This window comes from Novosphingobium acidiphilum DSM 19966 (genome assembly GCF_000429005.1).
GTDB lineage: Bacteria > Pseudomonadota > Alphaproteobacteria > Sphingomonadales > Sphingomonadaceae > Novosphingobium > Novosphingobium acidiphilum.
In genome coordinates, this window is sequence record NZ_AUBA01000022.1 from 1 (window position 1) to 22,729 (window position 22,729).

Here is a 22,729-nt window from a genome sequence, read left to right on the forward strand (position 1 = left end):
AAGCCCCAACCCTCCTCAAATCTCAACCCCTAATCTGTGCCAAAGGCGCTGACGGGGGACAGCCGACATTCATGCGCAAATTGCCATCAGGAACGACCAGGCCCAGATGACAGGTGATCAGGCCTTTGGTCACGCCGGTATGGCGTGGAATGTGCGTGCCGGGCTTCAGGATCGAAAAGAAGCCGCTGTTAAGCCCGGGCACGCGTTGCAGCGCGCGGGCGGTAACCGGACAGCGTTCAAGATTGCGCTGGATGTGCGCGCCGTATCCTATCAGAAAAAAGCTGCGCCAGCCCTGATCGGCGGCGACCAGCTGGTGATCGGGTGAAATGTTCGACAGGGCCGGTACGGCATCGGGAATGCGCGTTACCGCCAACGCCTCATCGCGGATTGCCTGCCAGTCGTTGCGCAATGCGGCGGCCCACGCGAACTGTGCCGGATCGAGCACCGGTTCGGTCTCGACCAGCGAAAACGGGGCCATCAGCTGATCGACATGGGGCAACAGCTTCTTGCCGATCCGGATGGTCAACGGTCGTTTGGTCTGGCCAATGTTTGCGCCCGTTTGATGATGCGACGCGTCTTGCTGCATTGCATGCTCCCTGTTTGCGACGGGCGCCACCGCCCGTCGCCAAGGCAATGGAATGCATGAAAAGCGCGTTCGGGCGCGCCGGCCCCGATTTTGTACCCGCTGGTGCGCTTGCGTTGCGCCAGGCGGCAAGAAGTGGGGAACCGCGTGCCATGAACCGCCGGGTTCTTGGGTGGACGATCCGCGATCATGTTTTTTTCGCGCCCAATTGCCGGCGCGGAAACAACGCGCGGCGGCAATCGTTTACAGGCTGCCAGCAAATTGCGGCAATTTCATCGCGCGGACCTGGCGTGCAGGAGAACTTGATATGCCAAGGCCCATGACCACTAGCCCGGGCATGCCTTTGTTCCACCCGTTCTTTGTGGGGATGGGCGGTGCGCTGTTGATCGCCGCTGCATTTACCGATGCGATGTATGTCAGCAATTCGTTGATGCAATGGGCCAATTTTTCAGCGTGGCTGATCGCGGCAGGGCTTGTGCTGGCGCTGCTGGCGACGATCATGTTGCTGATCGATGGTCTGTTCGGGCGTGCTGGAAGGATTCGCTTGCCCGATCTGGTGCTGTTGGGTGCGGCTGCGATCCTGTCGTTGTTCAATGTCTTCGTACACACACGCGATGCATGGACATCGGTCATGCCATCCGGGATCGTCCTGTCGTGGCTGGTCGCAGTCCTGCTGCTGATCGCGGGGTTGCGCGGCTGGCGCGTCACCGAAATTCGGGCGATACGAACGCGGGGCACAGTATGATCCGGACGCTTGTCAAATCCACCGTGACGCTGGTGCTGGTTGCGGCGCTGGGCGCCTGCGACACCAAGGGTGGTGATCCCGCGCGGCAGTACGGGCCGGACCCATGGCTTCCTGAGCCGCAGCAATATCTGTTGCCGCCGATGAGCGTGCCGCAAGTCGTGGGCTGGCAGCCGGGCGAGATGCCGACAGTTGCAGCCGGCATGCACATCCAGGCGATGGCAACCGGATTGATGCATCCGCGGATTGTCTATGCCTTGCCCAACGGCGATGTGCTGGTGGTGGAAAGCAACGGCCCCGGAACCGAGCCGTTCAGGCCCAAAGATTATATCCAGGGCAAGATCAAGGCGCGGGCGGGTGCGGCGGCAAAGGGCGGCAATCGCATCACCTTGTTGCGCGATACCAATGGCGACGGTGTTCCCGAACTGCGCACCGTGCTGGTCGATCATCTGCATTCGCCTTACGGTGTCGCATGGGTGGCGGGAACGTTGTATGTCGCCAATACCGATGCGATCCTGGCGTTTCCATTTACCCCGGGGCAGACGCGGATTACGGCATCTGGTACAAAGCTTGCCGATTTGCCGGCGGGTCCGATCGATCACCACTGGACCAAGTCGATGGTTGCGGGACCCGATGGCACCAAGCTCTATGTCGGGGTAGGTTCAAACAGCAATATCACCGAAAACGGGATGGCCGCCGAAGAGGGGCGCGCCGCGATCTACGAGGTCGACCGGTTGACCGGCACCAAGCGCATTTTTGCCTCGGGCACGCGCAATCCGACCAACCTTGCGATCCAGCCAGGGACGGGTCAGCTGTTCGCGGTGGTGAACGAACGCGACGAAATCGGGCCCGATCTTGTGCCGGATTACCTGACGTCGGTGAAGGATGGCGCATTCTACGGCTGGCCCTACAGCTATTGGGGCCAGCACGTCGATCAGCGCGTGCACCCGCAAAACCCCGCGATGGTGGCAAAGGCAATCAAGCCGGATTATGGATTGAGTTCGCATGTCGCTGCGCTGGGCCTGGCATTCAGCCAGGGCGAAACAGTGTCACCCCGCTTTGCCGATGGCGTGTTCGTCGCAGAACATGGCAGTTGGGACCGGGTCCCCCTGAACGGGTATCAGGTTGTCTTCGTGCCCTTTGCCAACGGGCGTCCTGCCGGCACGCCGATCCCGGTGATGACCGGCTTTCTTGCCCCCGGCCAGAAAGTGGTGCGCGGGCGTCCGGTTGGCGTAACGCTTGACCGGAGTGGCGCGCTGCTGGTGGCAGACGATGTCGGCAACGTGGTCTGGCGCGTAAGCGGTGGCGCCCACTGACGCGCCGGCGCCGATGTAACAAGGCGTGGTTTCCCCTGCCGGGAAAAATGTTTCAAATCATATGGTTTGGCGGAGACGCCGGGATTCGAACCCGGGGTGCCCCATTCAGGGCACGACGGTTTAGCAAACCGCTGGTTTCAGCCACTCACCCACGTCTCCGGACCGCAGCGGCGAAGCGCGGCCTATAGCTTCGCTTGCTACATGCGGCAAGGGGGCGTGGATTTTTTTCCGGGATGCGCAATCGCGGGGCATTCGGGCGCAAAATCGACTCGGCTCATCGCCGGTTCATTGCCGGCGGGCAATTGTCCACCAAAAGGAAACGGGTTGGCCTTGCCAGACGGCGGGGGGGCGACAAGTGTGGTGGGCATGATGCAGGTTCAGACGATGCCGACACAGGCACGATACAAGAGGTGTGCGCAGATGATTGATCACAAGCGCTGGCGGATGCGGGGCTTGCCGCTTGCCGCAGGTGTGCTGGTCCTTGGGCTGGCATCCGTGGCGCATGCACAAGTCCAGACAATCGATCCCAACACTGCGATCGATTCCGATCTCAACCACGGGCCGCAGACAGCCCCTGCAACCCGGCCGGCCCCGGTGCCGTCGCCACAGCCCGCTGCCCCGACAGAGGGCGCGCCGCCCGTCGCGACCGAGGCCGCACCAGGCGCGCCGATGGCGGCGCCGTCGGGTGGCCCGGTTGGCGGCCCGAGCGCGGTACCTGCGGGCGGCGACAACACGTATCACGAAAATGAACTGGTCAACGCGGCCGAAGGTGTGTTCGGCAAAGGCGCGCGCGGCCTGGCGCTGATGATCCGCGATCTGCTGAAAAAGCAGGGCGAACCCGACGGCTATATCACCGGCAGCGAAGGCGGCGGCGCGGTGGTGGTCGGCCTGCGTTATGGCAAGGGAACATTGCACCAGAAGATCGAGGGCGAAATGCCGGTGTTCTGGACCGGCCCGTCGATCGGACCGGATTTTGGCGGCAGCGTCGCCAGCACGTTCGTGTTGATCTACAACCTGCATGATACCGAGCAACTGTTCCACCGCATCGCGGCGGGCGAGGGGCAGGCCTATCTGTTGGGCGGGTTCAACGTATCATACCTGCGGCGCGGCGATCTGGTGGTGATCCCGGTGCGGATGGGCGGGGGGCTGCGCCTGGGGGTCAGCGCCGGCTACATGAATTTCACGCACAAGCAGAAATGGGTGCCGTTCTGACCAGGACATCCTGACCGGCAAAAAAGGTTGCACCCCCGGCGCGAGGGGGGCATTGGGGCGCCGCCGTCGAAATCCCTTCGCGGGTTTTTACGACCGGCACACGACCATTGCCAGGAAAGCCCCACCGATGCTCGAAGCCCTTGCGCCGCAGCCCGCCGATGCCCTGCTGGGGCTGATCAAGCTTTATAATGCAGATCCGCGGCCCGAAAAGATCGACCTGGGCGTGGGCGTCTATCGCACCGCCACCGGTGCTACGCCGGTGTTCAAGGCGATCAAGGCGGCCGAAGCGCGCCTGATCGCCACGCAAGACAGCAAAAGCTATCTCGGCCCCGAAGGCGACATGGGCTTTGTCCGCGCGTTGATCCCGTATGTGTTCGGCGCCGGGTTCGATCTGTCGCGCGTCGACGGGATGCAGGCGCCGGGCGGCACCGGCGCGGTGCGGCTGGCGATCGAAGTGGCCAGGCGCGCCGGTGTGCGCCGCATTGTCATGGGCACGCCGTCGTGGCCCAACCATGCGCAGATCGTGGCGGCCAGCGGCATGGAACTGGTGACGTTTCGCCATGTTACCGCCGAAGGCACCGCCGATCTTGATGCGTTGAGTGCGGCACTGGCCGAAGCGGGCCCGGGCGATGCGGTGCTGTTGCATGGTTGTTGCCACAATCCGTCAGGCGTCGATTACACTTGTGCCCAGTGGGATGCGATTGCGCCGATGATCGCCACGCGCGGCGTGCTGCCGCTGCTCGATCTGGCCTATCAGGGGCTGGGCGCGGGGATGGAGGCCGATGCCTATGGCCTGCGCACCGTCCTGGCCGCAGTGCCCGAGGCGCTGGTGGCCTATAGCTGCGACAAGAATTTCGGGCTGTATCGCGATCGGGTCGGCGCGTTCTATGCGGTCACCGGCGATGCCGATGCGCTGACCCGCGCGATGGCCAACGGGGCAAGCATTGCACGCGCCAGCTGGTCGATGCCCCCCGACCACGGCGCCGCCGCGGTGCGGCTGGTGCTCGACGACGCCGACATGACGCAGATGTGGCTGGCAGAGCTGGATGACATGCGCAATCGCATGCGCGAAGTGCGCGACCGCCTGGCCGCGGCACAGCAGGTGGGCACGATCCCGATGGCCCCGCTCGGCATCCAGAACGGCCTGTTTTCGATGCTGCCGCTGTCGTCGGAACAGATCCTGGCGCTGCGCACCGATCACGGCATCTATATGGCAGGATCGGGCCGCATCAATATTGCAGGGCTGACCAGCGGCAATATCGATACCTTTATCGACGCGTTGCGCGCCGTCACGGTCTGATTGCCAAACGCCCGGCGGGCATACCCCGCCGGGCGCGTGAACGCAGGTTTGCGCGGCCCGTGGCGCGATCGGATCGACGGCCCGATTGCCTTACGCTTCGCGCGCAACGCTTTGCATGCGCTTCAGATATCGCGCCAGCACATCGATTTCCAGATTGACCGGCGCGCCCGGAACCAGCGTGCCCAGCGTGGTGACTTCGGCGGTGTGCGGGATCATGTTGATTGTGAAACGTGCGCGGCCATCGGCCTCGTCGGTCACGGTGTTCACGGTCAGCGACACCCCGTCGATCGTGATCGAGCCTTTGGCCGCGATATAGGGTGCAAGGTCGGCAGGGGCCAGGACATCGACGCGCCACGATGCGCCTTCGGCGGTGATCGCCGCGACTTCGCCGATGCCATCGACATGACCGGTGACGATATGACCGCCCAGTTCGTCGCCGACTTTCAACGCCGGCTCAAGATTGAGCGCGGCACCGGCCAGCCATTGCGCGGGCGCGGTGCGGCGAATGGTTTCGCCCGAGACATCGACTGCAAACCAGCCGGTGTCGGGGTGGCCGTCAAACCCGGTGCCCTTTTCCACGACGGTCAGGCACACCCCTGAACAGGCGATCGACGCCCCGATCGCGATGGTGCACTGGTTGCGCCGCGTGGCGATGGTCACGCGGGTGTCGCCGGTCCGGGCCACGGCCAGCACTTTGCCGACTTCGACAATGATGCCTGTAAACATGCGCGGCCTGCCTCCTGTTGGGTCTGTTTTCGTGATTCAGCGAATGCGGTCGTAGATGTCGAGTGTGTCGCTGCCAAGGTCTGCCTGCGCGACATGGCACCATCGGCCATGCGCGGCGTCAAGCCGATCCAGCCCGATATCGCCAACGCTCGCCAGCCCCGCGCCGAGCACGATCGGCGCGCGATAGACCATCAGCCGGTCGACCCGGTCGGCGGCCAGAAACGTGGCCGCAGCGCCCGCCCCGCCTTCGACATACAGATATTGCGCGGTGCCAAAGGCATTGCGCGCCGTGATGTCGGCCACCGCGCGCCATCCCTCGGGCGCAGACCCTTGCGTCAGCACCCAGCGTTCGGGGCTGCGCGAGGCCAGGCCCGGCAGACGCACGTCGAGCCGGGGCGCATCGGCGCGCAAAGTGCCGCCCCCCACCACAATCGCATCGGCGCGCGCACGGCAGGCGTGGACATGTGCGCGCGCAATGGCACCGGTGATCCAGCGGCTTTCGCCCGAAGGCAGCGCGATGCGCCCGTCGAGCGATGTGGCAAGTTTCAACGTGACATGCGGCCGGCCGTCGGCCTGGCGCAGCAGATATCCGGCCAACGACGCGCGCGCGCCTGCATGATCCAGCACAGCGACCGCAATCCCTGCCTGCCGCAGGCGGGCAATGCCTGCGCCCGCGGTACGCGGATCGGGATCGGTACAGCCGATCACCACCCGCGCCAGGCCTGCCGCCACCACCAGATCGGCGCAGGCCGGCCCCCGCGCACTGCGGTGCGCGCATGGTTCCAGCGTGACATAAAGCGTGGCGCCGTGCGCCGCCGCGCCCGCCATGGCCAGCGCTGCGGCCTCGGCATGGGGGCGCCCGCCGGGCTGGGTAAACCCGCGCCCGACGACGCGGTCGCCGGCCACGATCACTGCGGCCACGGCAGGGTTGGGACGGCTGAGCGGACGACCACGCGCGGCCAGCGCCGCTGCGGCAGTCATCCAGTCGTCATCACCGTGCATCGCGGTCAGGGCGCGGCGGCAGGCGGTGCTGCGGGATCGACAACCGGCTTTTCGCCTTTTTGCAGATAGCGATCGAGCAGCGCCTTGTCATGCGCGGCGCGGGCGCGGTCTTCGGCCTGGCGTTCGGCCTGGCCCTTCTTGTCCATCGTCTCGGTGTCGAGCCCGGTCGCGGCGCCCACCACTTTGTACATGTGGCGGATGTCGGCCGCCTGGCGTTCTTCGGCGGCGGCCTCGGCGTGTGCCTTGCGCGAGGCGGCGATGTTGCCGGCAATGATTTCGGCCTCGCTGCGATCGGCGCGCCACGAATTGATATAGATGATCTTGGGCAAATGCGGCAGCGCGCGTTCCTCGTGCCCGACCAGGCCATAGATGATCGAACCCGAAACTACCGCCGCCAGCAGCATGCCGCGCCAGCGAAATTCGCTTGGCGCGCCCAGCACCTTCCACAGATCCGTCACCGCGCGGCGCGGTGACACGTTGCTGAAAAATTCCTTCATCGCGCCATCATAGGGATTGTCGCGCCAATGCGCTAGCCAAACGGCCCGTAAAGACCGGGGCCGTGCTGTTTCAGCCAGGCATTGGCCGCATCGACGCTGCCTTCGAACAGATCGGCCAGGCAGGCGTGGAATGCCGGGCTGTGATCGAAATGGACCAGATGTGCCACTTCGTGCGCCACGACCGAACGGCGCACTGCGTCGGGCGCCATGATCAGGCGCCAATTGATCCGGATCGTGCCATCGGCCGCACAACTGCCCCAGCGCCGCCGCGCGCGCGACAACGCCAGGTTTGGGGCCGGGCGCCGGGCCCGCTTGCAGTAATCGGCCAGATCCTGCGCAAGTTCGCGGCGTGCCTCGGCCTCGAGCCAGCGCGCCAGCCGGGTGCCAAGGCCGGCCTCGGGCCCGCCGATCACGATCCGGTTGTCGACGTGTTGCGGGCGGCGCGCGGCGCTGGCATTCCACACCACCGTGACCGGCGCGCCGCGAAAGGCGATCGTGCTGCCGGGGGCCACAGGCCGTGCAACGGGCAGGCGCGCGGCCTGCGCCGCCAGCCATTCGCCGCGCGCCCGCGCAAAGGCCAGCGCATCGCTGGCCGGCACCCACGGCGGCAACGATATCCGCACCGCGCTGCCATCGGGCGCCAGGCGCAAGGTCATGCGGCGCGCGTGGCGCAAGCGGCGCAATTCAATCGGCAGCACGCGATCGCCAATGCGCAGTTGCGGCACCGGGTCGGCGGCAGGCATCGTGCCAACCACTGCGCGGCGCAGCCATTCGATCACGGCAGATCGTCCGCAAAATCGTCCGCGGGCTCGCCATACAGCGGGGCGCCATCGGCATCGACGATATGCTCTTCAAGCGGCCCTGCGATCACTTCGCTGATCGCGCGTCCCACCACCGATTGCCCGGCACGGTGCACCGCATCGCGATCGCCGCATTCCAGATAGTGCCAGTCGGGCAGGGGATCACCATCGGCGCGCAGCCGATAGGCGCAGGTTTCGGGCAGCCACGGCACCTGCTTGACCAAACGCGGGGTCAGCCGCAGGCAATCGGGTACCAGCGCCTTGCGATGGCGATAATCCGAACAACGCCCGTTGCGCAGATCGAGCAGGCGGCAGGCGACATTGGTCCGCCAGACATCGCCGGTGTCATCGTCTTCCAGCTTGTGCAGGCAGCATTTGCCGCAGCCGTCGCACAACGCTTCCCATTCCTCGCGGTTCATCGCCTCGATCGGCTTGTCCCAGAAACGGTGTGCAGGCGGGGTCAATGGACCCATTTTTCCAACTCCGCAGCAACGGCCTTGCCGTTTTCATCGACCGGCAACAGCGCGACCGGTTTGCCTGACCTGTCCATCAGATAGGCCGCACGGCTGTGATCCATCAGATAAGACCCGGGGTCGGTGCCGGGGTGTTTCTGGTAATAGACTGCAAAGGCTTTGGCGGCCACTGCCACTTGCGCGTCGCTGCCGGTCAATCCGACCAGTTCGGGGCCGAACGCGGCTGCAAACTGTCCCACGGCCCGGGGCGTGTCGCGCGCGGGATCGATCGAGACAAAGATCGGCACGGTGTGCGCGGCCAGATCGGGATGGGCGTGGGCAAAGGCGTGATACCCCTGCATCATATGCTGCACATCCAGCGGGCACACATCGGGACAGAAGGTATATCCGAAATACAGCATGCGCCACTTGCCCGCGAAATCGGCATAGCGCACGGTCTTGCCCGCCTTGTCGACCAAGGTGAAATCGCCGCCCAGGTGCGAATCTGCCAGCGGCGCCTCGGCCTGGGTTGCAGACGGCGTACATCCCGCCAGTGCGGCCGCGCCGATCGCCAAACAGCCGGCGGCCCACAGCGCAGGGAATGCGCGGCGGCGGCGTTGTAGGACAAGGCGGGACAACTGTGCTTCAGGGTGCATGGCGCTGCGCTTCATGCTCTGCTAACCAGCCGCTGGCAAGTGCCTGACCAGGGCAAGAACAAGGGATTCGATGAACGTGAATACGATGTCCGGCTTGCAGCGATTGCGCGCAAACATCGCGCGCCCCCGTCTGGCGATCGCCATGGCAGCATTGCTGCCCGCCAGCATCGCGCTGGTCGCACCGCAGCCTGCAGCGGCGCAGTTTTCCGAAAGCTACAAGTTCCTTGATGCGGTGCGCAAAAAGGACGGCGATGTCGTCAATGAAATGTTGAACAAGCCTTCGACCCAGATCGTCAACACGCGCGACCTGACCAGCGGGGAAACCGCGCTGCACATCGTGACCGCACGGCGCGATCTGGTGTGGATGCAGTTCATCGTCGGCAAGGGCGGCAACGTCAACGCGCGCAATGCCAAGGGCGAAACGGCGCTGGAAATCGCGGCCGAACTCGGCTTTGTCGAAGGGGTCGATTTCCTGATCAGCGCCGGCGCGAAAGTCGACGAAACCAACAACACCGGCAGCACGCCGCTGATCGATGCGGTCAGCCGGCGCGATCTGGCGGTGGTGCGTTCGCTGCTCAAGGCCGGGGCCAACCCCGACCGGCCCGACAATTCGGGCCGGTCCGCGCGCGATTATGCCACGCTGGATGGCAAAAGCAGCCCGGTCCTGTCCGAAATCGAAGCCATGGCCAAGGAACACGGCACCAACGCGGCCCACAAGACATATGGACCGTCGTTCTGACCTGAGGGATAGCCCACCAGATGAACCCGACCGACCACGCTGATGACAGCTTTCGCCTTGAACTGGCGCCACTGATTGCCGATGCTGCGGCCTTTGACGGGTGGACCGATCAGGCTGTCTTGGCCGCGGCCGAAATTGCCGGGGTCGATCCGGCCGCCGCGCAATTTGTCTTTGGCGGCAAGGCGATGGCGATGATCGAGGCCTGGACCCGCGCGATCGATGCCGAAATGGCGGTCGCACTGCCAAGCGAGCGGCTGGCCACTTTGCCGATCCGCGAACGCATCCGCGCGCTAATCGAGTTCCGCATCACTGCAATCGACGGGCGGGAAGAGGCGCTGCGTCGCGCGCTAATCGTGATGGCGCGTCCCGGCAACGTGGCAAAGGCTGCGCGGCTGGCATGGAAAAGTGCGGATGTGATGTGGCGCCTGGCAGGCGATACCGCGACCGATTACAACCATTATAGCAAACGCGCGACGCTTGGCGCGATCTATGCCGCGACCTTGGCGGTGCTGGCCGAAGATCGCAGCGAAGACCATGCCGAAACGCGCGCATTCCTGTCGCGCCGGATCGACGGGGTGATGCGGTTTGAAAAATTCAAACACCAGATGCTGCATCCCAAAGGCGAACGCCCCAGCCTGGTGCGCCTGTTCGGCCGCCTGCGGTATCCGGCGCGGTAATTGATCCAGATCAACTATTGCGAATGACTTGCATTTGCTGTTGTGCTGTGGCAGCCCGACAGCCGTGACACTCGATCAACTCCCCTTGGGCACGCCTGCGCGAATCGTCGCGGTTGACTGGCCGATGCTGGTACCCGAAGAGGCGCACCGCCTGCGCGCGCTGGGTCTGGAAGAAGGGGCCGATGTGCGGCTGGCCTATCGCGGGGTGTTCATGACGCGCGATCCGCTGGCGGTCGAAGTGGGGCGGATGACCGTGGCGCTGCGCCGGGTCCATGCCCGTGCGATGCACGTCGAACCGCATCTGGTGCCGGCATGAGCCGCCTGCCGGGCGTGGTGGCGCTGGTCGGCAATCCCAACGCCGGCAAAAGCGCGCTGTTCAATGCGCTGACCGGCGCGCGCCAGAAAATCGCCAACTATCCGGGCGTAACGGTCGAACGCAAGGCCGGGCGCCTGGTGCTGCCCAATGGCGAACAGCTTGAACTGGTCGATCTGCCGGGCACGTACGGGCTTGATGCGACCAGCCCCGACGAAGAAGTGACCCGGCGCGTGATCATGGGCGAACAGCCCGGCCAGGCCATGCCCGACGTGCTGGTCTGTGTGCTCGATGCGTCCAACCTGGAACAGCATCTGGTGCTGGCACAAGAGGTGCTGGCGCTGGGCCGTCCGACCGTGGTCGCGCTCAACATGGTCGATCTGGCCGAACGCGATGGCCTGGTGCTTGACGCCCAGGCCCTGGCCGCAGAGCTGGGTGTGCCGGTGGTGCCCACGGTGGCCGTGCGCCGGCGCGGATTGGCTGAACTGGCCCAAGCGGTCGCGGCCGCACGCAACCGGGCCGAACAGTCTGTGCCAAAGCCGCGCGCGCAATTGTCGGGAACCGAACGGCGCATGCTGGCACGCACGATGGCGCAGGGCGCAACGCTGTCGGAAACCGCAAAACACCGGCTGCACGCGCGGCTCGATCAGGTGCTGTTGCACCAGTGGTTGGGCCCTGTGGTGCTGTTTGCGCTGCTGTTTGTGGTGTTCCAGGCGGTGTTCAGCTGGGCCAAACCGGTGCAGGACTCGCTCGATGCGCTGTTTTCGGGCGGGTCGGCATGGTTGCGCGCGCACATGGCGGCCAGCCTGGCGCGCGATCTGCTGACCGACGGGGTGATCGCCGGGGTCGGCTCGGTGGTGGTGTTTCTGCCGCAGATCCTGGTGCTGTTCTTTTTCATCCTGGTGATGGAAGCGACCGGATACATGGCACGCGCCGCGTTTCTGATGGACCGCATGATGGCGGGTGTCGGGCTGTCGGGGCGCAGTTTTATCCCGCTGTTGTCCAGCTTTGCCTGCGCGGTGCCGGGCATCATGGCGACACGCTCGATCACCGATCCCAAAGACCGGCTGACCACGATCCTGATCGCGCCGATGATGACCTGTTCGGCACGGCTGCCGGTCTATGCGGTGATCATTGCTGCGTTTATCCCGGCGCGGCAGGTGTTGCCCGGTGTCGGGCTGCAGGGGCTGGTGCTGTTTGCGCTGTACGGGATGGGGATCGTGGGTGCGATGGCGGCAGCGCTGCTGCTGCGCCGCTCGGTCACGCGCGGCGCAGCATCGGGTTTCATCATGGAATTGCCCAAATACCAGCTGCCCACGGTCAAGGATCTGGCGCTGGGTCTGTACCAGCGCGCGTGGATATTTCTGCGCCGCGCCGGCACGATGATCTTCACCGTGGCGATCGTGCTGTGGCTGCTGCTGAATTTTCCGCGGGCCGAACCGGGGCGCGACCAGGTCGATGCGTCGATCGCGGGGCATATCGCCAATGGACTGGCGGTGGTGGTGGAACCGATCGGGTTCAACCGCGATATCGCGCTGTCGCTGATCCCGACGATGGCCGCGCGCGAAGTCGCGGTCAGTTCGCTGGCAACGACCTATGCCGTTGGCGCGACCGATGAAGCGGCGCGTGCCGGAGGGCTGGGCCAGCAATTGAAATCGCACTGGAGCCTGGCCACCGCGCTGGCATTTCTGGCGTGGTTCGTATTTGCGCCGCAATGCATGTCGACCATCGCTGTCACCCGGCGAGAAACCAATGGCTGGAAATGGCCCGCGTTCATGCTGGGCTATCTGTTCGGTCTGGCGTATATTTTTGCAGGCGCGGTCTACTGGATCGCGGTTGCTGCCGGATTGGGTTAGAAATCGGGGAAAAGCCGGTCGCAGGGCGTGCCTGGGGGGGCCGGATCGGCTAGCCAGAGCGCCAGTTCGCAACAGGGATACGATTCGATGGCAGGCAGCGTCAACAAGGTCATTCTGGTCGGCAATCTTGGCGCAGACCCCGAAACGCGTTCGTTCCAGAATGGCGGCAAAGTGTGCAACTTGCGCATCGCCACTTCGGAATCGTGGAAAGACCGCAACACCGGGGACAAGCAGGAACGCACCGAATGGCACACGGTGGCAATTTTTTCCGAAGGCCTGGTGGGTGTGGCCGAGCGCTTTTTGCGCAAGGGATCGAAGATCTACATCGAAGGCCAGCTGCGCACGCGCAAGTGGCAGGACCAGAACGGACAGGACCGCTATAGCACCGAAGTGGTGCTGCAGGGCCCCGGCGCAGTGCTGACCATGCTCGATGGCGCGCCCGGTGCCGGTGGCGGTGATCGCGGCGGTGCATCGGGCGGTGGCTACGGCGGTGGCGGTGGCCAGCGTTCGGGCGGCGGCTTTGGCGGCGGCGCATCGGGTGGCGGTTCGTCGGGCGGCGGGTCGTCAGGCGGTTTTGGCGGCGGCGCCCCTGCCGGCGGCGGGTTTGGCGAAGATCTGGACGACGACATCCCGTTCTGAGCCGTTACACAGCCGCGCTGTGGTGGTTCGGCGTGCTCGCGCCAGCCGGATCACCCCTTGGCGCATCAGCGCGGGCCTGATCAGCGTTCAGCGCGCAGCGCCAACCGGATCACCAACGCTAGCAGTGCAAGACTTGTCACGCTGGCGGCCCAGATGGCTGCCATCCACATCAGCCGCTGCCACAGCGGGGCGGCCATCAATGGTATCCCTCGGAACCGGCTTTGCCGCGAAACACCCAATAGGCCCAGCCGGTATAGGCCAGGATCACCGGCACCATCACCAACGCGCCTGCCAGCATGAACGCCTGGCTGCGCGGCGGTGCCGCGGCCTGCCAGATGGTGACCCGCGCCGGGATGACATCGGGCCAGATCGAAATGCCAAGACCGACGATACACAGGCCAAAGATTGCCAGCGCCCACGCGAACGGCTGAATTTCGGAACCGCGCGCCAGGCTGCGATAAAACAGCAATGCCACGACCAGCGTGGCAAGCGGCACTTGCGCGGTAAACACGATACCCGGCATCGTCAGCCAGCGCGCGGCATAATGCGCATCAAGGCCGAGCGTGGCCAGGCTGACCGCGCCGATCGCCACGAGCAGTGCGACACCGCAACGCCCGGCATAACGCACCGCCTGCTGTTGCAGCGGACCATCGGTTTTCCAGTTCAGCCAGCACGACCCGAGCAGGGCATAGCCCGCCACCAGTGCCACACCGGTCAGCAGGCTGAACCCGCTGACCCAATCCCAGGGGCCGCCTGCAAAGCCGCGCCCGACCACGCGGATGCCATGCAGCAATGCGCCCAGGGCCACGCCCTGCATGAACGCGGCGAGTGTTGATCCAAAGGCAAATGCGCGGTCCCACCACACCCGGTGCCGCGGTTCGCGCCAGCGGAATTCAAACGCCACCCCGCGCAGCACCAGCCCCAGCAGCATCGCCATCAGCGGCGCATAAAGCGCGGGGAGGATGATCGCATACGCCAACGGAAACGCCGCCAGCAATCCGCCACCGCCCAGCACCAGCCACGTTTCATTGCCATCCCATACCGGCGCCACGCTGTTCATCGCGGTGTCGCGATCGTTGCCCGCGGCGATCAGCGGAAACAGGATGCCGATGCCCAGGTCAAACCCGTCGAGCACGACATAGGCGACGATGGCAAAACCGATGATCACGGCCCAGATCACGGTCAGGTCGATGTGCGCCAGCAGGGTCATGCCGCTTGCTCCCCAAATCCGCTGGCCGGGGTGATGCCGGCCGCGCGGATCGGGCTGCCATCGAGCGCGGTTTCATGCGCTTGCGGAGGTTTGGCCATCAGTCGCAGCAGATAGGCAATGCCCATGCCGAACACGATGAAATAGACCAGCGCAAACGCCGCCAGCGACGTGCCCACGACCGGCGCCGCCAGCGGTGAAACGCTGTCGACGGTGCGCAGCAGCCCGAACACGGTAAACGGCTGGCGCCCGGTTTCGGTCACCGTCCATCCCGCCAGCACAGCCACAAACCCCGCCGGGCCCATCACCACACCCGCGCGGTGCAACCAGGGTGAGGCAAACAGCCGCCCGCGCAGCCGCGCCACCAGGCTCCACAGGCCAAGCCCGGCCATGGCAAACCCGATCGCGACCATCACTCGGAATGCCCAGAACACCACGATCACCGGCGGCTGGTTGGCCGGTGGCACGGTGTCGAGCCCTGCCAGCGGCGCGTTTATATCGTGCCTGAGCAACAGCGACGACAGCTTGGGAATTTCCAGCGTATAATCAATCCGTTGGTGCGTCTGATCGATCAACCCCACCAGCACGAGCGGCGCGCCATGCGGATGGCTTTGGAAATGTCCCTCCATCGCCATGACTTTTGCGGGTTGCCAGGCCAGCGTGTTCAACCCGTGCGCGTCGCCTGCATAGATCTGCACCGGCGCCACCAGCGCTGCCATCCACATCGCCATTGAAAACATTTTCCGCGCGCCGGGATTGTGTGCATCGCGCAGCAAGTGCCAGGCCCCGACGCCGCCCACCGCAAACGCAGTGGTCAGATAAGCGGCCAGCACGGTGTGGACCAGGCGATAGGGAAAACTGGGGTTGAAAATGATCGCCAGCCAGCTTGGCCCCGGCAGGAACCGGCCATCGGCGCTGATTTCGTAGCCTGTCGGCGTCTGCATCCAGCTGTTGACCGCGATAATCCAGAACGCCGAGATGAACGTGCCCAATGCCACCGCCAGCGTCGCCACGAAATGCAGGTTGCGCCCGACTTTGTTGATGCCGAACAGCATCACGCCAAGAAACCCGGCTTCGAGGAAAAACGCGGTCAGCACTTCATAGGCCATCAATGGCCCGATGACCGGCCCCGCCTTGTCGGAAAACACCGACCAGTTGGTGCCGAACTGGTACGACATGACCAGCCCCGACACGACCCCCATGCCAAACACCACCGCAAAGATTTTCAGCCAATAGCGATAGAGATTGGCATAGACCCCCGATCCGGTTCGCAACCACAGCGCCTCGAGCACCGCCAGGTAACTGGCCAGCCCGATCGTGAAAGCCGGAAACAGGAAGTGGAAACTGACCGTAAAGGCAAATTGGGCACGGGCAAGCATGAGCGCGGTCATGACGGGTGTGTTCCGGACTTGGCCGTTCAACACGGCCCCACTGCGATACAGGATGCATAATGCGGCCAGCGAACACAATGTTCGCCGGTCTCACCATGCTTTTTCACGGGGTGCATCGTATCCGCATCGGCGGCGGGATGACATCTTGTGGCATGTACGCAGTGACTGGTCGTTCAGGTCCCGCGCGTGTCGCCGTACAGATGGATGTGCAGCCGGTCGGTAAACCGCCAGCCCGCCTGCATCGCCGCCTCTGCCAGCCAGCGCGACCGTTCGCGCAAGGTTGCGCTGTCGGTGCCTTCGGGCATCACGAACAGGCGTCCGGGCGGGATTGCATATGTCTGCGCGATCGCTTTGACTTCGTCCAGATCATCCGCGCTGGCGATGACAAATTTGAAAAACGCGCGTGGGTCCTGTGCCCATGCGTCGAGCCGGTCAGGGATCAGCGCAAGCTCGGCCGGATTGCCCGAATGCGCCAGCTTCGGGCTGACGTTGTATTGGTGGATCATGCCGTCGAGCGCGGGGGCAGGGGCGACCGTACCGTTGGTTTCAACCTCGATGTGAAATCCTTGACCCAGTGCCGCGATCATCGGCACCAGGCCCGCGGCCTGCAACAACGGTTCGCCGCCGGTAATCACCAGACGGGGCACGCCAAACGCACGAATGCGCGCGGCAACATCGCAGGGGTCGAGCGACACCTGGTTGTCGCCGCGGGCAAAGCTGCGGTCATCGCGGTGCGGCCGGTTGTCGCCCGCAAACCGCCAGGTGTAGGCGGTGTCGCACCACTGGCACGCCAGATTGCAGCGCGACAGGCGCACAAACACGCTGGGCCGCCCGATCGACGCGCCTTCGCCCTGCAACGAGGCGAAAATTTCCGGCTCGCCAGGCGTGGTGGTGGCAAGGACCAGGTTCACCCCAGTCGCGCCAACGCCGCCGCCAGGCGCGCCGCCTCGGCGGTGTGGTGCGCGTGATCGGCGCGCGCCTTGTCGACGGCTTCGGGCTTGGCGCGTTCGACAAAGCTGGCGTTGTTCAGCCGGCCTGCAAGCGCACCCGCCTCTTTCTCGGCCGTCGCCAGCGCCTTTTCCAGCCGCGCACGTTCCGCGCCGATGTCGATCAGGCCTTCCAGCGGCACGATCAGCGTGGCATCGCCTGCGCCCACCTGCATGGCCGCGCCCGCAGGGGCCGGGGCAAAATGGATCGCCGACAGCCGCGCCAGCCGGTCGATGGCCGCACCATTGCCTGCGATCACCGCGCGCGTGGCATCGCTCGGTTCGGGCAGCCACGCCTCAAGCTTGGCACCGGGCGCCAGGCCCAGTTCGTTGCGCGCCGTGCGCAGCCCCGACACCAGCGCGATCAGCCATTCGACTTCGGCCTTGGCCGCTGCATCCACTGCTGCGCCCGGCTGCGGCCAGCGGGCCAGGATCAGGTCGGCTTCGCGCGGGTGGGTGGGGCTGGCCAACGCATGCCACAGCTCCTCGGTTACGAACGGCATGAACGGGTGGAGCATGACCAGGATCTGATCGAGCACCCAGCCGGCCACCGCGCGGGTTTCGTCATCAAAGTTGCCTTTGATGAATTCGATGTACCAGTCGCAGAACGCGCCCCAGGCAAATTGGTAGACCACGTTGGCGGCCGCGTCGAAGCGCAGATCGGCCATCGCCTGGTCGAGCGTGCCAAGCGTCTCGACCACTTCGCCGATGATCCAGCGATTGACCGCGTGGGTGGCAACCGGCGCGGTGATCGACGTCGATGCGCCGATCCCGTTGGCCTGGCAGAACCGCGCCGCGTTCCACAGCTTGGTCGCGAAATTGCGATAACCCTCGACGCGGCGTTCATCCATTTTCACGTCGCGGCCCTGGCTTTCCATCGCGCACATGAAAAACCGCAAGGCATCGGCGCCATACTGATCGATCAGCACCAGCGGATCGACCACATTGCCCTTCGATTTCGACATCTTCTGCCCGTCGGCAGCGCGCACCAGGCCGTGCAGGTACAGCCGTCGCCATGGCACTTCGCCCATGAACTGCAACCCCTGCATCGCCATGCGCGCATCCCAGAAGAACAGGATGTCAAAGCCCGAGATCAGCAGATCGTTGGGATAGTGGCGTTTGACCATGGCATCGTCGTCGGGCCAGCCGAGCGTCGCAAACGGCCACAGCGCCGAAGAAAACCACGTGTCGAGCACGTCCTCGTCGCGTGTCAGGGCAACGCCTGCGCCGGCCTGGGCCTGGGCTGCCGCTTCATCGTGCGCAACATAGGCCTTGCCCTCGGCATCATACCAGGCCGGGATACGGTGGCCCCACCACAGCTGGCGCGACACGCACCACGGCTGGATATTGTCCATCCAGTTGAAAAAGGTCTTTTCCCAGGTCTTGGGCACGATCTCGATCGCGCCCGATCGCACCGCCGCGATCGGCTTGCTGGCCAAGGCCGCCGCATCGACATACCACTGATCGGTCAGCCAGGGTTCGATCACCACCCCGCCGCGATCGCCGAACGGGGTCTGGATCGTGCGTGGTTCGCAGTCGTGTTCCGCCCCGTCCTTGTCGACATGGGGGACGAGCAACCCTGCGTCCTTCATCGCCGCGACGATCATCTGGCGCGCAACGAAGCGGTCCTGTCCCAGAAACTGCGGCGGCACCAGCCCGTCGGCGGTCTGCACCACCTGCGCCTGGGCGTCGAACATGTTAAGCATGTCCGCAGGCTTGATCCCGGCGCGCTTGCCAACTTCAAAGTCGTTGAAATCATGGCCGGGCGTGATCTTGACCGCGCCCGAGCCCAGTTCGGGATCGGCGTGTTCGTCGGCGACAATGCGCAGGCGCCGGCCGGTCAGCGGCTGTTCGAGGAACGCGCCGATCACGCTGGCATAGCGCGCATCGTCCGGATGCACCGCCACAACCATGTCGGCCAGCATCGTTTCGGGCCGCGTGGTTGCCACCTCGATGAAATCGAGCCCGTCGGTGCGCGTCACGCCATCGGCCAGCGGATAGCGGAACCGCCAGAAGCCGCCCTTGATCTCCTGCGTTTCGACCTCAAGGTCTGAAATCGCGGTTTTCAGGCGCGGGTCCCAGTTGACCAGTCGCTTGTCGCGATAAATCAAGCCCTGGTTGAAAAGATCGACGAACACCTTGACCACCGCGCGGGTGAAATGAGGGTCCATGGTGAACTGTTCACGGCTCCAATCCATCGAACAGCCCAGCCGACGCAACTGGCGCGTGATCGTGCCGCCGCTTTGCGCCTTCCAGTCCCACACTTTGTCGACAAAGGTTTCGCGGGTGTAATTGGTGCGCTTGTCCTGCTGCGCCTCGAGTTGGCGTTCGACCACCATCTGCGTGGCGATGCCGGCATGGTCGGTGCCGACCACCCACAACGCATCCTTGCCGCGCAGGCGTTCATAGCGGATCACCACATCCTGCAGCGTGTTGTCCAGCGCATGGCCGATGTGCAGGCTGCCGGTCACATTGGGCGGCGGATTGACGATGGTAAACGGCACGGCATCGGGGCGCGCGGGGCGAAACGCGCCGGTGCTTTCCCAATGCTGGTACCATCGTGCCTCGATTCCGGCCGGCTCAAAGGTCTTGGCCAGGGTCTGCGGGGCGGTTGCGGGTTCTGCTGTTTCGGTCATGACCGCGCCGCCTTGCCATCCCGGGACGTTGCCTGCAACCTTGTGCGCGTCAGGTGCTTGCCGCTGCGCCCGATTTACCGCATGACAGGCAGTGATGAGCACCAAGCCCGATTTCACGCTGACCCCCGGTGAGGGTGGTGACACGCTGGTGCTGACAGGCGCGATGCTGGTGTCGACACTGGGGGCGCTCGATGTGCGACTGCGCGCGATCACCACGCCGATTGCGCAGATCGATCTGGCGGGTGTCGACGCCATCGATACCGTGGGTGCGTGGATATGTTGCCGCCTGTCACGCGACACCGGTGCTGCGATCGTTCATGCAGGCGACGGCGCGCAACGCCTGATCGACGCGCTGCACAGGGTTGATGACGGCCACGAGGCGCAAACCGTGCGGTTGTTGCCGGTGTGGCTGCGCGTTCCGGCCAACACCGGGGATACGGTCGTCGGGCTGTTGTCGGGTGCGGTCAGGGTGCTGGGCTTTGTCGGGCAGATGGTGATCGCGGCGGGCACGCTGCTGCGCCATCCCTCGCGAATCCGGGGCAAGGCGCTGACTCACCAGATGGAGCTGGTCGGGGTCAACGCGCTGGGCATCATCGGATTGATGAGCTTTCTCGTCGGTATCGTGATCGCCCAGCAAGGCGCCGTGGAACTGCAGCAGTTCGGCGCAGAGGTCTATACGATAAACCTGGTCGGGCGGCTGACTTTGCGGGAACTGGGTATCCTGATGACCGCGATCATGGTCGCGGGCCGTTCGGGTTCGGCCTTTGCCGCGGAACTGGGCACGATGAAGCTGACCGAAGAGGTCGATGCCATGCGCACCATCGGGGTGGCCCCGATGGAGGCGCTGGTGCTGCCGCGCGTGGTGGCGACTGTGGTGATGATGCCGTTGCTGGGGGTCTACTCGGCGGTGATGGGCATTATCGGCGGGGCATTTCTGGGGCAGGTGTCGCTGGGCATCCCGTTTTTCACGTTCCTGACCCGCATCCGGCTCGTGGTGCCCACCTATGACGTGTGGGTCGGCCTGATCAAGGGGCCGGTGTTCGGCCTGATCGTCGCGCTGGCGGGGTGTTACCAGGGCATGCAGGTCAAGGCCAATGCCGAAGAAGTGGGCACGCGCACGACCGCAGCGGTGGTCTTCGCAATCTTTACGGTGATCGTGCTCGATGCCTTTTTTGCGGTGTTCTTCACCGAAGTGGGTTGGGGATGACCGCGTCCGAGATCGACACTCCGCCCGCCGAACCCACCGATGCTGCGGCCTCGCCCGACGATTGTCTGATCCGCGTGCGGGGGCTTCGCAACGAATTCGGGTCCTATGTCGTGCACGACAATCTTGATCTGGATGTCCGGCGCGGCGAAATCATCGGCGTGGTCGGGGGTTCGGGTACCGGCAAATCGGTGCTGATGCGATCGATCATCGGACTGCAGATCCCCGACGCCGGCACGATCGAGGTGCTGGGCCAATCGATCACCGCGGTGCGCGACGATGCCGATATCGCGATCCGTTCGCATTGGGGCGTGCTGTTTCAGGGAGGGGCGCTGTTTTCGACATTGACCGTGGCGGAAAACGTCGAAGTGCCGTTGCGCGAATTCTATCCCGAGATATCCGAAGAGCTGCTGGCAGAAATTGCGCATTTCAAGGTTCTGCTGACCGGATTGCCGGGTGATGCCACGTTGAAATATCCGTCCGAACTGTCGGGCGGGATGCGCAAGCGCGCCGGTCTTGCGCGCGCGCTGGCGCTTGACCCGGAACTGCTGTTTCTGGATGAACCCACCGCGGGGCTCGATCCCATCGGCGCGGCGGCATTCGATCAGCTGATCAAGGGGTTGCAGCAGACTTTGGGGCTGACCGTGTTTCTGATCACGCACGATCTCGACACTTTGCACGAAATCTGCGACCGGGTGGCGGTGCTGGCGGACAGGCAGGTGATTGCGGTGGGTACGATCCCCGAATTGCTGGCGCTCGACCATCCGTGGATTCAGGAATACTTCAACGGACCACGCGGGCGCGCTGCAACCGCGGCGTGGCACAGGGCTTCGGAAAGGACGGCGTAGACACGATGGAAACGCGCGCAAACCACGTCTGGGTCGGGGCGGTCACGCTGGCGCTGATGGCAGGGGTCGTGCTGCTGGTGGTGTGGATCGCGCGGATCAACCATCCCGAGCAGAATTTGTACGACATCTTTTTCAAGCAGTCGGTCGACGGAGTTGCGCGCGGTTCTGCGGTGTCGTTCTCGGGCGTGCCGGTGGGGCAGGTGGCCGAAATCGCGCTGTGGGAAAAAGACCCGCAATATGTGCGGGTGCGGATCCGCGTAAATCGCAGCGTGCCGATCCTGATCGGCACCACCGCCAGCCTCCAGGGCAGCTTTACCGGGGTTACCACGATCCAGCTCGCCGGTGCGATCAAGAACGCGCCACCGATCACGGCGCCGGGTCCGCTGGGTGTGCCGCAGATCCCGACCAAGGCCAGCGGGCTTGGTGAATTGCTGTCGAGCGCGCCGGTGCTGCTTGATCACCTGACCGAGCTCACCAACCGGTTGAGCGCGGTGCTGTCGGACAAGAACCAGAAGGAACTGTCGAACATTCTGGCCAACACCGACCGGCTGACCAACAGCCTGGCTTCGGCAGGACCCGAGGTGAAAGCCACGCTGACCGAATTGCAGGGCACGATCCGGCAGGCGAACTACACGCTTGCCAGCTTTGAAAAGCTGTCGGATTCGGCCAACCTTGCTTTGAACGACGATCACCAGGGCCTGATCAGGCAAATGCACGACACGCTGACATCGGCCAAGGCAGCAGCGGATTCGCTGAAAACCCTGGCCGACGACACGCGCCCCGGCATGCGCCAGCTGAACGATCGCACGCTGCCCGCGGCCGAAAACGCGATCCGCGATCTGGCCCAGACGACAAAGGCCTTGCGCGAATTGACCGACCAGATGAAGGATCGTGGCATCGGCACCTTGATCGGTGGCCCGCAATTGCCGGATTACAAGCAATGAGGG

24 protein-coding genes and 1 tRNA gene are annotated in these 22,729 nt (G+C 64.7%); 12 read left to right on the plus strand and 13 right to left on the minus strand.

The window, feature by feature from the left end; genetic code table 11:
* Positions 1-22: 22 nt before the first annotated feature.
* Complete coding sequence (locus tag G404_RS19375; RefSeq protein ID WP_245584557.1) at positions 23-526, minus strand: aspartyl/asparaginyl beta-hydroxylase domain-containing protein; 504 nt, start codon at positions 524-526, stop codon at positions 23-25.
* Between the two features lie 376 nt (positions 527-902).
* On the opposite strand from G404_RS19375, the gene G404_RS19380 reads away from it, so the two are divergent.
* Positions 903-1,328, plus strand: coding sequence for a DUF2231 domain-containing protein (locus tag G404_RS19380; RefSeq protein ID WP_036521718.1), 426 nt, complete (start codon positions 903-905; stop codon positions 1,326-1,328).
* Positions 1,325-2,641, plus strand: coding sequence for a PQQ-dependent sugar dehydrogenase (locus G404_RS0115615; protein WP_051280830.1), 1,317 nt, complete (start codon positions 1,325-1,327; stop codon positions 2,639-2,641). The genes G404_RS19380 and G404_RS0115615 overlap by 4 nt, the downstream gene beginning before the upstream one ends.
* A 67-nt stretch (positions 2,642-2,708) precedes the next feature.
* On the opposite strand, the gene G404_RS0115620 is transcribed toward G404_RS0115615, so the two are convergent.
* Positions 2,709-2,800, minus strand: a tRNA-Ser gene (locus G404_RS0115620).
* 261 nt (positions 2,801-3,061) lie between these two features.
* On the opposite strand from G404_RS0115620, the gene G404_RS0115625 reads away from it, so the two are divergent.
* Together G404_RS0115625 and G404_RS0115630 are read left to right on the plus strand one after the other, a co-directional pair.
* A complete protein-coding gene (locus tag G404_RS0115625; RefSeq protein WP_028641909.1) occupies positions 3,062-3,853 on the plus strand; it encodes a DUF1134 domain-containing protein in 792 nt (263 codons plus the stop codon).
* Positions 3,854-3,980: 127 nt separating this feature from the next.
* Positions 3,981-5,153 carry an amino acid aminotransferase gene (locus G404_RS0115630; RefSeq protein WP_028641910.1) on the plus strand — a complete coding sequence of 391 codons (1,173 nt, stop codon included), beginning with the start codon at positions 3,981-3,983 and terminating at the stop codon, positions 5,151-5,153.
* Positions 5,154-5,243: 90 nt separating this feature from the next.
* Here the strand turns inward: G404_RS0115630 and G404_RS0115635 are convergent, their stop codons facing one another.
* Genes G404_RS0115635 through G404_RS0115660 form a run of 6 tightly spaced genes read right to left on the minus strand, consistent with a single transcriptional unit; the run spans position 5,244 to position 9,301 of the window.
* Positions 5,244-5,879, minus strand: coding sequence for a riboflavin synthase (locus tag G404_RS0115635; RefSeq protein ID WP_028641911.1), 636 nt, complete (start codon positions 5,877-5,879; stop codon positions 5,244-5,246).
* A 36-nt stretch (positions 5,880-5,915) separates the two neighbouring features.
* Complete coding sequence (gene ribD, locus G404_RS0115640) at positions 5,916-6,881, minus strand: bifunctional diaminohydroxyphosphoribosylaminopyrimidine deaminase/5-amino-6-(5-phosphoribosylamino)uracil reductase RibD (RefSeq protein WP_028641912.1); 966 nt, start codon at positions 6,879-6,881, stop codon at positions 5,916-5,918.
* 5 nt (positions 6,882-6,886) lie between these two features.
* Positions 6,887-7,378: a hypothetical protein gene (locus G404_RS0115645; protein ID WP_028641913.1), complete on the minus strand. Its 492-nt coding sequence runs from the start codon at positions 7,376-7,378 to the stop codon at positions 6,887-6,889.
* 32 nt (positions 7,379-7,410) lie between these two features.
* The gene (locus G404_RS0115650; RefSeq protein WP_028641914.1) at positions 7,411-8,157 is read right to left on the minus strand and encodes a M48 family metallopeptidase; all 747 of its coding nucleotides are present in this window, start codon (positions 8,155-8,157) and stop codon (positions 7,411-7,413) included.
* Positions 8,154-8,651 (minus strand): YcgN family cysteine cluster protein, encoded by a 498-nt coding sequence (locus tag G404_RS19385; RefSeq protein WP_051280832.1) that lies wholly within the window; start codon positions 8,649-8,651, stop codon positions 8,154-8,156. Before G404_RS19385 ends, G404_RS0115650 begins: the two co-directional genes overlap by 4 nt.
* Positions 8,639-9,301 carry an SCO family protein gene (locus G404_RS0115660; RefSeq protein WP_245584558.1) on the minus strand — a complete coding sequence of 221 codons (663 nt, stop codon included), beginning with the start codon at positions 9,299-9,301 and terminating at the stop codon, positions 8,639-8,641. The genes G404_RS19385 and G404_RS0115660 overlap by 13 nt, the downstream gene beginning before the upstream one ends.
* A 127-nt stretch (positions 9,302-9,428) precedes the next feature.
* Here G404_RS0115660 and G404_RS0115665 point away from each other — a divergent pair, with 127 nt between their 5' ends.
* The 5 genes from G404_RS0115665 to ssb all read left to right on the plus strand — a co-directional run bounded on the left by G404_RS0115665 (position 9,429) and on the right by ssb (position 13,510).
* Positions 9,429-10,025, plus strand: a complete 597-nt coding sequence (locus tag G404_RS0115665; RefSeq protein WP_036521733.1) for an ankyrin repeat domain-containing protein — start codon at positions 9,429-9,431, stop codon at positions 10,023-10,025.
* A gap of 20 nt (positions 10,026-10,045) precedes the next feature.
* Positions 10,046-10,702 (plus strand): COQ9 family protein, encoded by a 657-nt coding sequence (locus G404_RS0115670; RefSeq protein ID WP_028641917.1) that lies wholly within the window; start codon positions 10,046-10,048, stop codon positions 10,700-10,702.
* Positions 10,703-10,766: 64 nt separating this feature from the next.
* Complete coding sequence (locus G404_RS0115675; protein ID WP_028641918.1) at positions 10,767-11,018, plus strand: FeoA family protein; 252 nt, start codon at positions 10,767-10,769, stop codon at positions 11,016-11,018.
* Positions 11,015-12,871: a ferrous iron transporter B gene (gene feoB, locus G404_RS0115680; RefSeq protein ID WP_028641919.1), complete on the plus strand. Its 1,857-nt coding sequence runs from the start codon at positions 11,015-11,017 to the stop codon at positions 12,869-12,871. Before G404_RS0115675 ends, feoB begins: the two co-directional genes overlap by 4 nt.
* 87 nt (positions 12,872-12,958) lie before the next feature.
* Entirely contained in the window at positions 12,959-13,510 is a 552-nt protein-coding gene (gene ssb, locus G404_RS0115685; protein WP_028641920.1) for a single-stranded DNA-binding protein, read from the plus strand.
* Between the two features lie 80 nt (positions 13,511-13,590).
* Here the strand turns inward: ssb and G404_RS20185 are convergent, their stop codons facing one another.
* The 5 genes from G404_RS20185 to G404_RS0115710 form a co-directional block, all read right to left on the minus strand.
* Positions 13,591-13,707 carry a DUF2474 family protein gene (locus tag G404_RS20185; protein ID WP_084601393.1) on the minus strand — a complete coding sequence of 39 codons (117 nt, stop codon included), beginning with the start codon at positions 13,705-13,707 and terminating at the stop codon, positions 13,591-13,593.
* The gene (cydB, locus tag G404_RS0115695; protein WP_036521721.1) at positions 13,707-14,720 is read right to left on the minus strand and encodes a cytochrome d ubiquinol oxidase subunit II; all 1,014 of its coding nucleotides are present in this window, start codon (positions 14,718-14,720) and stop codon (positions 13,707-13,709) included. The genes G404_RS20185 and cydB overlap by 1 nt, the downstream gene beginning before the upstream one ends.
* A complete protein-coding gene (locus tag G404_RS0115700; protein ID WP_028641922.1) occupies positions 14,717-16,108 on the minus strand; it encodes a cytochrome ubiquinol oxidase subunit I in 1,392 nt (463 codons plus the stop codon). Before G404_RS0115700 ends, cydB begins: the two co-directional genes overlap by 4 nt.
* A gap of 173 nt (positions 16,109-16,281) precedes the next feature.
* Complete coding sequence (locus tag G404_RS0115705; RefSeq protein WP_028641923.1) at positions 16,282-17,019, minus strand: 7-carboxy-7-deazaguanine synthase QueE; 738 nt, start codon at positions 17,017-17,019, stop codon at positions 16,282-16,284.
* Positions 17,016-19,730 (minus strand): valine--tRNA ligase, encoded by a 2,715-nt coding sequence (locus tag G404_RS0115710; RefSeq protein WP_028641924.1) that lies wholly within the window; start codon positions 19,728-19,730, stop codon positions 17,016-17,018. Before G404_RS0115710 ends, G404_RS0115705 begins: the two co-directional genes overlap by 4 nt.
* Positions 19,731-19,824: 94 nt before the next feature.
* Between G404_RS0115710 and G404_RS0115715 the strand changes: the two genes are divergently transcribed.
* The 3 genes from G404_RS0115715 to G404_RS0115725 are packed head-to-tail and all read left to right on the plus strand — an operon-like array spanning position 19,825 to position 22,726.
* A complete protein-coding gene (locus tag G404_RS0115715) occupies positions 19,825-20,937 on the plus strand; it encodes an ABC transporter permease (RefSeq protein ID WP_028641925.1) in 1,113 nt (370 codons plus the stop codon).
* The gene (locus G404_RS0115720; RefSeq protein ID WP_051280834.1) at positions 20,934-21,782 is read left to right on the plus strand and encodes an ABC transporter ATP-binding protein; all 849 of its coding nucleotides are present in this window, start codon (positions 20,934-20,936) and stop codon (positions 21,780-21,782) included. The genes G404_RS0115715 and G404_RS0115720 overlap by 4 nt, the downstream gene beginning before the upstream one ends.
* Before the next feature lie 5 nt (positions 21,783-21,787).
* Entirely contained in the window at positions 21,788-22,726 is a 939-nt protein-coding gene (locus G404_RS0115725; RefSeq protein ID WP_028641927.1) for an MlaD family protein, read from the plus strand.
* Positions 22,727-22,729: the final 3 nt, after the last annotated feature.